Origin of the sequence: Streptomyces corchorusii (genome assembly GCF_001514055.1) — a bacterium.
Taxonomy (GTDB): Bacteria; Actinomycetota; Actinomycetes; order Streptomycetales; family Streptomycetaceae; genus Streptomyces; species Streptomyces olivaceoviridis.
Genome location: NZ_KQ948383.1, coordinates 22,626 through 34,963, shown reverse-complemented (window position 1 = coordinate 34,963; position 12,338 = coordinate 22,626). Strand labels below are relative to the sequence as shown.

Here is a 12,338-nt window from a genome sequence, read left to right as displayed (position 1 = left end):
AGGACGTCCCGTGCCCCACCGTCTTCGGGCCGGTGTAGCCGCCCGCCGCGTCCGGGCCCTTGCGCGTGGGATCGGCGCAGAACGTCTCGTAGGCGCCGTACACCGTCATGCCCGGCGGCCCGGATGCGCCGATATGGGAGCTGGCGGCGTGGCCATCGCTGTCGGGGACCGCGTAGCCCGGTCCGAACTTGCCGTCGCTTCCCGTCGGGCAGGCGGGCAGGCGGGTGCGCTGGTGGAGCCAGGAGCGCAGGATGTACGCGCGCAGCCGAAGGCCGTCGCCGAAAACTTTCGCCGCACGGCAGGACGGGGCGAGAGGGATCAGGCGTCCGCTGGCCGCGTCCACAGCGCGGGCCACCAGCTTCATCACCGTGGTCTTTCCGGCACCCGCCGGGCCGAGACCTGCCGGCAGCAGTCGCTCGGACAGGACGAAGGAGGAGGCGGGCGCACGCTGCCCGGCGTCCGTCGGACCGCGGTGGAGAGCGGCGACGCGAGCGAACGTTGCTCGGCCCACCGGCGGGATCACGCTCGTGCGGGCGGCGGCCAGGAGCCGGTCCTCAGTGGCGCTCTGCTGCAGCGAACAGGCTGACGGTGCAAGGGCAGGCCAGGTACGGCAGGACGGCCTGCAAGAGCGTGCCGGCTGACCACCCTGCCCCTTCGACACCCGGGCCGGCTGGAGCGCGCCTCCGTCTGCCAGCCCTTGGCCAGGGCGTGGAAGGCGGCGGGTTCACCGCCTCGGCCTTGTGCGCTGTACGCCGCGCGAGCCGGGCCTCCGCCATCCGCTGTCGTTCAGCGGGCTGGACGCACACGACCAGTACCGCCACCTTAATCAGGTCAGCGACGTCGGTGATCTCGTCGGGCGCGTACTCCAGACCGTCGTGGACGGAGTCATTGCCGAGCAGCCGAGCCTCGTGAAATCCGTCGATCACCGGCTGAGGCACACGGAGCCGGGCCAAGTCGCCGAACATCGCATGCAGGCTCTTCCCCCGAGCTCCGCGCTCCTTGCAGATAGCTTCCACCACGGACCGGTAACCGACCACAGCCAGTCGGAAGGCAGCCGCCGCCTCGGCTCACCCAGCCTCCAGGAAGAGGTCACAGACCTCGTCCGGGGCGTCCTGCGAGAGAGGACACGGCTCCCGCACCGGCCACACCCGAGAGATGAACGTCTGCTCCCGCCTGACGGCAATATGCTCGTTGCCCTCCATGGGGAAGCGGATGACTGAGTACAGCTCGATCACTGCCATGTCGCAAAAGTCGCATGACCAGACCTGCTCCTCCACATGCCGACCTCGCGGTTGCACAATGCCCGGAGTTTTCAGTTGGGGATCGATCCAGCGGAGGTTACGCAAGGACATCGCGACCCGATTCGCGCAGTGCGGGCACTCAGACTGGCGCTTGGGGCCCTGCGCGTGGACGCGGGCGCCGGCGTGCAGGCGAAGTGCACGAGTGGGAGTCCTCTCGAAGACCACAGAGCGGTTCGGGATCTTCGTAAGAGGCACCCGCACGCGACCCGCCCGGCAATCGGCAACGGATATACCCGATCGCGGGTCAAATCGATCATCGACAGGCACAGAGGACCCTTCGGCGCAGGATTCGGGCAGGCACCGGGTCTTCTCCGGAAGGCCCGTTCTCGGGATCGATGACGCGCTCAGCGAGCGGAACACCCCCGCGTCGGCGGGGAGGACACCTGGGAGATCTGCAGGCCCTTGCGAGTCGGGGCATACGCCCTGACGCCCACAGATGTCTGATCCGTGGGCGTCAGGGCGTGGCGTTCAACCGAATGCAGGCCGATCGTCCTCAGCCTGATCAGTAGGCGTCGACGAGTTCCTCGATCTGGTCGGCGAGGCGATGGTCGGGCTGGTGGAACTCGCCGGCGGCTTCGCCGGCCTTGAGACGCTCCACGGCCTTGCGCAGGACACCCGGGGTGTCAACGTTGAGATGCGTCCATGCCGGCGGCGGGACGAAGTCGTCGTCCCTCGGCCCCAGGACGACATGCTGGTGCCACCAGTGGTCGGCGTCGCGGAGGTCGCCGCGGCGTGTGTGGAACAGGTACAGGCAAGTAGGCGGCGGTGGCGTTGCCAGCGCCTGCGGCGAATTGCCACCACCACATTGCTCCGTCGGGCTTCTTGGCAAGGTCGAGCACGCAGCCGAAATGGAGTGCTCCTTCGGGGTCGACGGGGCTGTCGGCGATGCGGGCGAGGTGTTCAGAGGCGTCGACGCTGCGCAGGAGCTGGCGGCACAGGGCCTGCAGGGTGTGGTCGGCGCGTTCCAGCCTGACGAGGTGGTGGCGCATGAGGGTGGGGCGCTCGCCGAACATGAGCACTGCGGTGACGTCTCGGACGATCTCTTCTTTGAGGTCGTCGAGTTCGGCGTCGAGTTCGGCGTCGGTGACAGTGTCAGGGATGGCCGCCTGGTCGAGGATGTGGTCCAGCTTGCGCGGCACGGTCACCCCTTCTCCTCGTCGTCACGCAGGTCGATGCCGAGTTTGGCGGCGATGTGCTTTACGGGCCTGACGGCGGTGCGTGCGCACGGTGCCCGCGCTGATTCCCATGATGCCGGCGACACGGCTGCACGGGTAGCCCAGCACGTAGTGCAGGATGATCACGTCGAACTGCCCGACCGGCAGGGCGGCTATGGCCGTGTAGAGGCCGAGCCGGCAGTCCGCGGCGGCCAGCTGCGAGCGCATGGCCCCCGGCGCTGCCCGCACGGCGTCGTGGACCGCGGTGGTCCGGTCGTTCGCCGACGCGGCCGTGCTGCGGCCATCGACGGTAGGGGCGACCGTCATCCGGCCTTGGCAGAGGTCGTGGTGGGTACGTGGGCGGCGTTCTGCTTGGGGGTAGGGGTGCCTGCATTGCGCAGGATGGAAGTGGGCGCACATGCTCGGCTTTCGGGGCCACTTCTCCACCAAGTCCCGCAGCTACTCCACCACCCTGGGCGCGCTCCGAGAGGCCCGCCGCGCGTGGCGCGCCGAACAGGTCCGAGGCCACTCCGGGCTCCCCGAGTCCGACCCGAAGACCACCCTCGTCGTCGGCCACTGGAACTACCTCGGCTCGGGCTACAGCCCCGGCGCCGCACTCCTCGCGGCCGACGTGTGGCACCGCAAGGAACTGGAACGGCAGTTCATCGCGGAAGGGGGCTGCTGATGATCTCGCCCCCGCCCACCGTCCTCCGCACGGAGACGGCCCCGGTGCTGGATCTGCTGACGGTGCCCCAGGTCATGGCCCCCCTCCAGCTCGGCCGCTCCGCCGTCTACGACCTGGTCCACTCCGGTCAACTCGCCTCGATCACCCTCGGCCGCGCCCGCCGCATCCCCACCTGCGCGCTCACCGGCTTCATCCGCACCCGTCTGGAACAGGAAGCCGCCAGATGACCACGCCACGCCCCACCTCATCCCGCCGCACCCGCTCCCGCGCCAACGGCGACGGAACCGTCTACCAGCGCAAGGACGGCCGTTGGGAAGCCGCGGGATACGTCCTTGCCCCCGGCAACACCCGCAAGCGCGTCCGTGTCTACGGCACCACCCGCAAGGACGCCCTGGCGAAGCTGACCGAGAAGATCGCCGCCAGTAACCGTGGCCTCCCCGCCACGGCGGCCTACAGCACCGTGAGCTCCTATCTCGCGTACTGGCTCGACGGCGTCGCCGTCCACCACCTGCGGGAGAACACCCACACCCGCTACGCCGCCGCCATCCGCCTCCACCTCAACCCTGGCCTCGGCGTCAAGAAGCTCGCCCGGCTCACTACCCGCGACGTCCGGACCTTCCTCGACGGGCTCCGCGTGACCTGCCAGTGCTGCGCCCAAAAACGGGACGCGAAGCGGCGACGCTGCTGCACCATCGGTCACTGCTGCGAGAAGCGGCTGTCGCCCCTGACCGTGACGTACGTCCACGCGGTCCTCAAGTCCGCCCTGCAACACGCCGTCCGCGAGGACGAACTTCCTCGCAACGTCGCCCGGAACGTCAAGACGACCACGCCCCGCCCTCGGCGCTTCCAGCCCCTCACCGCCGCCGAAGCCCGGCTGCTCCTTCATGCGGCCAACGGCGACCGGCTTCACGCCCTGCATGAACTCGCGCTGCGCACCGGACTCCGCAAGGGTGAACTCCTCGGCCTCCACTGGGAAGACCTCGACCTCGACGGCGGAACCGCCACCATCCACCGCTCCCTCCAGCGCACCCGCAGCCAGGGCCTGACCGTCCTGCACACCAAAACCCTGGCCTCCGAGCGCCGCATCGCCCTCCCCACCGAATGCCTCAGCTCCCTCAAGGTCCACCAGGAACGGCAGGAGGAAGAGCGCCAGACGGCCGGAACGGGCTGGACGGACAAGGGGCTCGTCTTCACCACCCCGAAGGGCAAGCCGCTCGACCCGACCAACCTCACCCGCCGCAGCCGTCATCCGCTGACGTTGCCGTCACCGTTGCCGTCAAGCACCACAGAAGCCCCACCAGAAACAAACTCTGGGTGGGGCTTCTGGATTCAAGGTCATTGCCTCAAGTGACCGACCGTCTGCTGGCGCGAATCGTTACTCCTCCGGACCAACGATTCTTACCGAATCCGGAAGCTCACTAAGCAAGCCTGAATCACCTGCCACGACCCTGGTGCCCCTGAGTCGAAGGTCGCGCAGGGAAGTCATGCGGAGAAGCGGAGCCACCGATCGCACCTCGCCCCCGTACGTAACCCTGAGCTCTTCCAGATTATTTAGAGCTGACACAGCGTTGAAGTCCAGCGGCTCAGGCTGAATTGACTCCCCTCCGCCAATCAGCCAGCACCGGCGCAGATATTGGAGGCCTCGAAGGGGGGCAAGGCTCTCAACGCGCGCATCAAGGATCTCCAAGTCGTCGAGCTTTGCGCAGTTCTCCAACCCGCAAAGATCCACAATCTGCCCCAAGCCTTCCAGCTTGAATGAGGAGATCCAGGGCGCACTCCTCAGGAATCCCAAATCGCTCCTGCCGGATGACCAAAGTGTCAATCTCGCCAGGGCAGGAAACCCCGCGAGGTCAATTGCGCCCGCCCGATCATCTACCGCCAACGCTGCCAGGGATGCGTTCTGGACTGCGGGGATCGCCACTTGCCCCCTCGTGAGGAGCACCAGCTCGCGGAGTCCAGCGATTCCAAAAGCCTGCGAGTCGTCGGCAACGCGGCCTTCAATCTCCAGATACTTGAGCTCCGGCAAGCTGGACAAGAAGTCAAGACTGTCCAGCCGCGCACTTCCACCCATGCGGAGGAACAATCCGTTGAATTCCCCGGACTGATACTTCCGCCCGAGTTCACGCTCATCGATCGACTCGTCGACTCGCCAGTTCAGGACACTAAAGTCCGACCGCATTAAGGAACCTCATTTCGGCGATTCAAAAGCGTACCGCCACCCACGCCGCCGTATTGATCCATAACCGACTGCTCTTGCTCTCTGATCGCTTTCCAGGAATGACCAGACATATCATTCACCGATATGTTGGAAATGTCGCTCACCATGTAACCCGCCGACTTCACGGCCGCCTTATCCGAATTGAAAGCGGCATGCAGGCGACTATGTATGTTGGTTGAGCTGGACCCAACATACACCTTGCCATCCTTCATCGTGATGGTGTAAACCCCGGGCACGGTCGGAGCATCCTTGAATCCGAACGTGCTACACGACGAGTTATGCACCAGCACCGGAGCATTACCCGCCAGCACATAGTACGTGTGCAGGTCGCTGACGGTGAGGTTGTACATGTCCGCGGAGCCAGCACGCTTCATGACGGCGGTGACCCGCACATGCCTGTCGGAAGCGGTGTTGAGCACGTGACCCGGCTTGAGCTTGCCAGCCTGCACCCAGGTGTGGGTGGTGTCGTCCCAGAAGGGGTGCAGGGAGGTAGTGCGGAGTGTCCGGACCTTCCCCTTGAGGTCCTGTACCTGCACGTCGATCAAGTCGTCGTCATGGTTGACGAACGCTGCGGTTACTTTGCGTGAGCCCTTGTGTTTTCCGCTTTCGGGGTCACCGCTCTCGACCCGGTCGCCCGGCTTTACCTTGACGATGGGCTTGGATGTGCCGTCGGCGAGGAGCACGAGGGTGTCGGGGTCGAAACTGCATGGGCCGCCTTCAGCCGACGCGCCTCGCCGGGCCCCCCGGCCAGCTACCCGGCCTCCCTGTCCATTTCCAGTGACTAGGCCGGCTTCCGCGCCAACCGCGAATGTATCGGAGGGGTTGGCCCAGTATTTTCCGCAATCCCAGCCTTTCTCGCAGGAATACATCATCCCCTTGACTCGTGTGTAGTCGGCTGGGGTGACGCTGCCGTCATCACTTGGGGCCAGACAATAGAAGTCGCTGGATCCGCAGTTGTAGTTGACCCACTGGATGAACTTTGCGGCGACTTCGTTGACATGAGGGTTGTCGGCTGGCATGTAGACGCCCGGGTAGATCTTGACGTGCCACTCGTCGTCGATCTTGGCCATGCTGTTCGAGTCGCCATTGGCCGCAGCAGGCAGCGGCCCCGTGTATCCCGCCCCGCTGAAGTGTGGGGCGCCTACTCCGCCAGCGCCGCGCGGCGCCTTCTTCACGTACTCCTTTTTGTGGCCGTTGGTGCCCGTGCCGCCGATGGGGTAGCCGATGCCGCACTGGTCGGCCATGCACAGGCCGGACGGGTCGCTGCTGGTGACGGGACTGTTGTTGGCGTAGGCGTAAGCGTTTAGGCTCTGCGGGTCGGCCGGCGTCATGAGCGGGTCGACGCTGATGAAACGGCCGGTGGTCGGGTCGTATTCACGGGCGCCGAGATGGGTGAGGCCGGTGGCCTTGGTGTCGTCGGTGCCTCCGACGAAGCCCTTGGCTCCGGGCCAGTCGGCCGGCTTGGTGCCCCGGATGCCGCCGAAGGGCAGGGTGCGGCGCTGGGTGAGTTTCTGCGTGGCTGCTGCGACGGCGAGTTGGGCGGTGCCGTGGTGGTCGGCGAGGGTGAAGGAGACGGTGGTGTCGTCCTGTTCGACGGCCTGGTTGCCGCCGCCGAGGTCGAAGTAGCGGGTGGCCTTCGGGGTGGTGCTGCCCTTGGGCAGGGTGATCTCGGTGGCGCCGAGGTAGAGGGTGGTCTCGGTGGGCGTGCGGGCGATGAGTCGGTTGCCGTCCGCGTCGTACAGGTACTCGGTGGTCTTGCCTGCCGAGGTCACCTTGGCAAGGTGCCCTTCGGGGTCCCAGGTGAGGTTCTGGTCGTCTCCGTTGAGGCTGCGGGTGGTCGTGTTGCCGGTTTCGTCGTATGCGTAGCTGTCCTGGACGGTGCTGGTGGGGCTGGTGGTCGTCACCGAGGACAGCGCGTGCGGGAAGGCTTTTCCGGGGTCGGGGTAGGCGTAGGTTCGCTTGACGTCCTTGGTGGTGTCGCCCGCAGCATCGTGCAGGGTCTCGGTGCGGCGGTTGCCGACCAGGTCGTAGGTGTAGGACTGCCAGTAGGGGGCGGGGCCGCCCAGGGCGCTGCCGCTGGGGGTGGTGGCGCAGGTGGTGGTGTTCTGGGCCCAGGCTTCGGTCAGACGGCGTAGGTAGTCGTAGGTGAAGCACTGGGTGTCGGTGCCGTCGCGGGAGACGTCCGACACGGACAGGACGTTGCCCGTCTCGTCGTAGCGGTAGGTGTTGCTCTGGTCGACGCCTGCGATGTTCTCGCGGTCCACGCGGGAGGTGGCCAGGCGCTGGGTGCCCCACTCGTAGGTGTTGTTGACCGAGGTCTTCTTGCCGTCGTCGTTGGACAGTTCGTACGTCAGGGGCTTGCCGGTCAGGTCATAGGCGGTGCTCGCCTTGATGCCCTGGCTGCCGGTGACGGCAATCGGGCGCAGGGTGGCGTCGTAGGTGTAGGTGGCGGTTGCCGCTGAGAGGGCGCCGGCCTTGGGGTAGCCGATGCTGGCAGTGAGTCCGGACACGTCGTATGTCGTGGCGGAGATGTAGGTGCCGGCCAGTTCCTTCTCGGCGGCCGGGATGGTGACCTGGGTGCGCAGCGGCTGGTAGAGGCGGTTGTAGGCGAGGATTTCGCTGGTGTAGGCGTTGGTGCCGTCGTAGCGGGTTGCCTTGGCGAGCTGGCCCTTGGCTCCGCTGATGGTGTCGTACACCCACTGGGCGCGCAGGGTGCCGGTGGCGGACTTCTCCCGCACCTCGGTTTTGCGGCCGAGGTTGTCGTAGCCGTACCAGAGCAGCGGTGTGTCGGGGCGGTTGTCGGTGGTGCTGTCGGGTCGGGCGTCGTCGGTGGTGGTCAGCTGGCCGCGGTCGTCGTAGGTGCTGAGGGTGGTGCCCTTGTCGGGGTCGGTCGCCTTGATCTGTCGGCCGAGCAGGTCGTAGGTGTAGGTCCAGTTGTTGCCCGCGGGGTCGGTGACGTTCTTCAGTTCGCCGCGTGGGGTGTAGTCGTAGGTGGTGGTGTCGTAGGCGGCGTCGGCGTTGCGTGCGTGGAGCTGGCGCAATGCCGTGGTGCGGCCGCGTGCGTCGACGAGGGTGGTGGTGGCGGTGCCGCCCTCGGGCGGGATGACGGTGGTGCGGTCGCCGCCGTAGACGGTCTGGGCGGTGGACAGGACTCGCCCGCCGTCGCCGTTGCCGGCGATCTGCCTGGCTTCGGTCTGCCGGCCGAGTCCGTCGTAGGTGTAGCGGTTCTGGGTTTCGACGTCGAGGGCGTCTTGCGGTTTGGCCAGGACGGTCGTCGGCGGGTTGACCGAGTAGTAGGTCGCGAACTCCTTGGCGGCAAGGCCGCGCTCGTCGTAGAAGGTGTCGGCCAGCAGGCTGCCGCCGTTCGGGCCGGGGTCCTGGCTCTGGCGGGGGCGGAGGAAGCCGTCGTAGAAGGCGTAGGAGGTCAGCTGTACGCCGTTGTTGCCGAGTGTCTTGGTGGCGATTACGACCGGCTTGCTGTCGCCGGTGGTGTAGGTGAACTCGTACGACGGTGTCTGGCCGGTGAGTCGGTCGGCGAGCCAGACCTTGGTGGAGCGGCCCAGCGCGTCATAGGCGAAGTTGGTCGCCTTGCCGTTGGTGTCGGTCTGCGTCTTCGGCAGGTTGCGCAGGACGTTGTATGTGACGCTCGTGGACTGGGCGGTGGTCGCGTCACCGGTCTTGGCCGGTGGCGTGGTGATGGTGACCTTGGTCGCGAAGCCGGTGGTGGGTTCCGGTGTGGTGGTGGTGGTCCGGCCGTCGGAACGCGTGGTGCGCGTGAGGGCGCCGGCGGCGGTGACCTTGACGTCCGCGGTCAGGTCGGTGGTGGTGCGCTGGCGTCCGTAGTCGTCGTAGGTGGTGCCGGACTCCAGGTAGACGGCTGTGGTGCCGTCGTACTGCTTGAGCACCGCGGTGTTGGTCGCGTCGCCCTTGGTGGGAGCCGCGTCGTAGGTGCCGCCGTCGTAGGCCATGCGCACGTCGGAGATCACGTCGTCGGGCCGGCTGACGGTGTCGGAGCAGGGTACGGAGACCGCCTCGACACGGGAGGGGAGGTTGAGGATGTTGGCGGTGGAGTTGGTGGCGTAGGTGGTGCGGGTGCAGGTGTCGTCCGTCTTGGTGCGGCTGTCGCCGAAGTCGTCGACCTGGGTGACGCGTCCGGCGACGGTGTCGTAGGTCGTCGCCGTGGACGTGGTGCGCCAGGAGGTGCCGGCGCCGTTGTCCAGGGAGGTCCAGCTCTTGGAGTCGGCGGTGCCGGTGAAGTTGGCGGTGACGGTGCCCCAGTCGCGTACCTTCTTCGCCGTCTCGTGGTGCCAGGGCCGGTTGACGGTCTTGGCGAGGACCTGGCCGTCGGGGCTGGAGTAGGTGACGGTCTTGTAGGTGAAGCCGGCCGCCGATGGCTCGTCGGTGATCGGGTCGCCCTCACCGGCGTTGAGGCTCACGGTGACGGTCTTGGTGTCGCCGCTGGTGGTCTTGCGGTCGCCGTCCATGCCGCGCAGGAAGTAGGTGTCCTGCTGGCTCTTCATTGCGGAGGCGTCGCCCTGGCCGCCGGTGCGTACCCGGACGTGTCCGTAACCGCGCCACTGGGACCAGGTCTTGGACTTCTCCTTGGTCAGGCCGTCGTCATCGTCGTAGTGCCAGGCCGCGCCGTCGAGGTAGTCGTAGCGGGTGACCTGGTCGGGGGCGCCGCCGGTGCGGTCGGTTGCGGTGACCGAGGTGACGACGTACTTGTTGAACCACTTCCGCTCGGGGTCGTCCGTCGTGCTCCCGCCGATGTACTGCGGGAAGCAGCGGGTGGTGTTGGTCTCGGGGGTGGGCAGTGCGTCCCAGTCGCAGGCGGGCGCGGAATAGTTGACGTCGATCTGGCCGCCGAACTCGTCGGCGACGGTGGACAGGCGGTCCTTGACGAAGGGTGGGTAGCCGTCACCGGTCTTGTCCAGCCGGTTGGCCAGCTGGGTGTAGGCGAAGGTGGTCTTCGGCAGGGTGAGCGCCGGGTCCTCGCTGCGCCCGGTGTGCTCGACGGAGTCGAGCAGCAACTGGTAGTCGGTGTCGGCCATCCCCCACCGGTGGTCCAGCTTCCAGGCGTCGACGTCGTGGTACGTGGTGCCGTTCCAGACCTGCGTGGTGACGTCGGTGAGGCGCTTACGGGTGAAGAACACCGGCGCGAAGCGGCCCTGGTCGCAGTCCTTGCCGGAGTCGCAGTTCAGGTCCCACGGCGTGTCGTACCAGTAGAAGGCGTCGGTGGAGATGTCCGAGCACGTGGTGTGGGTGTCCGGCAGGCAGCGCTCGCGGCTGGTGAAATCGACCTGGGCCAGCGCCTTGGTGCCGTACACGGACGTGGACTTCAGCCCGTATTCAATGCGGTCGAGGGTTCCGCCGCGTACGTAGGGGGTGTCGTCCTTGGCCTCCAGGTTGCGGCCGTAGGAGTTGGTCTCCTTGTCGTAGTAGTAGGCGATGGCGTTGCCATGCACGTCGACCACGTAGTCGAGGTTCCACCGCCAGGCTTGCTGGCAGTAGGAGTCGGCGAAAGCCGAGGCGTGACAGGGCTCGCCGGCGTCGTCGCCGAAGACGGGGACGGTCCAGGTGGAGTCGGTGGTTTCCTTGCCGTCCGCCCAGCCCGGCAGGCGGTTGTAGCCGAAGTAGTACTTCGTGCCGTCCGGGGTGGTGACCCGCCAGTACTCGCCATCGTCGTCGTTGTTGCCGCGGTCGCTCGACGTCAGGCGGTCGATCTTCGTGCCGTCGTCGTCCTTGAGTTTCCAGGAGTCATTGCCGGCCGGGACGAGTTCGCCGCCCTTGCCGTTGAAGGTGATGAAGGCGTTGTCATAGCCCCAGCACAGGTCACCCGGTTTGCTGCCGTCCGCGTTCTTGACACCGTCGTCGGCGCACGACTTGTACCGGCGCTCGATGTAACCGGACCACAGGTCGAAGCCGTCTCCCACCCAGGATGCCTGGTTATTGGTGTTGGCCGTGCGCCCGTCCACCGATCCGGAGGAGTAGGACAGGCCCACCTTGGGGGCCAGTCCTCCGGGGACTTCGGGGGCTGGCATGTCGTAGGACCAGTTGAAGTCGCCGGTGTTGAGGCTCGTGTTCCAGGTCGCGGAGGGGGAGAGGGAGGTCGCCTTGTAGTCGCTCTGGGCGCTTGTCGTGCCGGCGACGGCCGCGAGCACTGTGGCGGAACCTGGGCTGAGGCTCACGTTCCGCACGGTCAGCGTCTGCTTCTCCGCGTCGTTGACCGTGGTGACGGGCTTGCTGGTGCGGCAGGCCGCCTTGTGCGGTGTGGTGAGTGCGCAGGCGGGCAGTTCCACCATGCTCAGGCGGGAGGCGTAACCGCCGCCGTAGGCACCTGCGAAAGCCGAGTAGTCGAGGTGGGCCTGGATACGGCCTGCCCGCGCTGTCTTGGACTCGGCTCCGGGCTTCAGGGTGAGCAGTACACCATCGACGCCGGCCTGCTGCGCCGCCCTACGGCTGAGCAGACGTGCCTCGACGTCTCCGCGGAACGGCTTCTTCCGGGCCTCCCCCAGAGTGTCGATGGTCAGCGGCAGCCCCTTGGCACGGCCGACAGCCGTTGGGCCCTTCGCATCAGTAGTGGGTAGGTGCAGAACCTTGGTCGCCGCGCGGGGCCAGGCGGCATCGGGAGCTGCCTTCGGGGTTCGCGGGCCCTTCATCAGGGTGCGTGGCTTTACCTTCACCGGCGTGGTGGCAACTGGTCGGTCGGAACGGGGCAGAACGGGACGCCCCGTGCCGTTGTCCGCGGCGAGGGCCGGCTGCGTCACTCCTTGCAGGAGTGTGCCCACCATGACGGTGGCCGAGGCCAGTGCGAGGCGTCGCCGGAATGTCGCGAAGCGCCTGCTCGATCTGCCGTTCATCGTGTCTTTGTCCTTCGCTGCGGGGTTCCGCGGGCGTGCCGAGCGCACGGTCGTGCGGAAGTGAAGTGGGATGCCGGGCCTTGGGGATGCAGCCCGGGTGGGCCCTGCAGGATGAGGGCC

9 protein-coding genes and 2 pseudogenes are annotated in these 12,338 nt (G+C 66.9%); 4 read left to right on the top strand and 7 right to left on the bottom strand.

The features are described from left to right. The 5 genes from AQJ11_RS52000 to AQJ11_RS43805 form a co-directional block, all read right to left on the bottom strand. The coding region (locus AQJ11_RS52000; protein WP_244218663.1) for an AAA family ATPase at positions 1-511 on the bottom strand (511 nt) is incomplete at its 3' end. Positions 512-554: 43 nt separating this feature from the next. After that, positions 555-1,043: a DUF4145 domain-containing protein gene (locus AQJ11_RS43820; RefSeq protein WP_079082706.1), complete on the bottom strand. Its 489-nt coding sequence runs from the start codon at positions 1,041-1,043 to the stop codon at positions 555-557. Positions 1,044-1,067: 24 nt separating this feature from the next. Beyond that, complete coding sequence (locus AQJ11_RS43815) at positions 1,068-1,241, bottom strand: hypothetical protein (RefSeq protein WP_159061812.1); 174 nt, start codon at positions 1,239-1,241, stop codon at positions 1,068-1,070. 683 nt (positions 1,242-1,924) lie between these two features. After that, entirely contained in the window at positions 1,925-2,446 is a 522-nt protein-coding gene (locus AQJ11_RS43810) for a hypothetical protein (protein WP_059267224.1), read from the bottom strand. 15 nt (positions 2,447-2,461) lie between these two features. Next, on the bottom strand, positions 2,462-2,782 hold the full coding sequence (locus tag AQJ11_RS43805) for a sigma factor-like helix-turn-helix DNA-binding protein (RefSeq protein ID WP_059267223.1): 321 nt from the start codon (positions 2,780-2,782) through the stop codon (positions 2,462-2,464). A 76-nt stretch (positions 2,783-2,858) separates the two neighbouring features. On the opposite strand from AQJ11_RS43805, the pseudogene AQJ11_RS43800 reads away from it, so the two are divergent. The 3 genes and pseudogenes from AQJ11_RS43800 to AQJ11_RS43790 all read left to right on the top strand — a co-directional run. Then, a pseudogene (locus AQJ11_RS43800) lies at positions 2,859-3,140 on the top strand (replication initiator); the annotation flags it as partial. Beyond that, positions 3,140-3,367, top strand: coding sequence for a helix-turn-helix domain-containing protein (locus AQJ11_RS43795; protein WP_059267221.1), 228 nt, complete (start codon positions 3,140-3,142; stop codon positions 3,365-3,367). The pseudogene AQJ11_RS43800 and the gene AQJ11_RS43795, both read left to right, overlap by 1 nt. After that, positions 3,364-4,386, top strand: a pseudogene (locus AQJ11_RS43790) (tyrosine-type recombinase/integrase); the annotation flags it as partial. The gene AQJ11_RS43795 and the pseudogene AQJ11_RS43790, both read left to right, overlap by 4 nt. Before the next feature lie 129 nt (positions 4,387-4,515). Here the strand turns inward: AQJ11_RS43790 and AQJ11_RS43785 are convergent. Beyond that, positions 4,516-5,319, bottom strand: coding sequence for a leucine-rich repeat domain-containing protein (locus tag AQJ11_RS43785; protein ID WP_059267220.1), 804 nt, complete (start codon positions 5,317-5,319; stop codon positions 4,516-4,518). Continuing rightward, entirely contained in the window at positions 5,319-12,149 is a 6,831-nt protein-coding gene (locus AQJ11_RS43780; RefSeq protein ID WP_079082708.1) for a polymorphic toxin-type HINT domain-containing protein, read from the bottom strand. The genes AQJ11_RS43785 and AQJ11_RS43780 overlap by 1 nt, the downstream gene beginning before the upstream one ends. On the opposite strand from AQJ11_RS43780, the gene AQJ11_RS52325 reads away from it, so the two are divergent. Continuing rightward, complete coding sequence (locus AQJ11_RS52325; RefSeq protein WP_279616985.1) at positions 12,148-12,282, top strand: hypothetical protein; 135 nt, start codon at positions 12,148-12,150, stop codon at positions 12,280-12,282. The two genes, AQJ11_RS43780 and AQJ11_RS52325, sit on opposite strands and share 2 nt — an antisense overlap. Positions 12,283-12,338 lie beyond the last annotated feature (56 nt).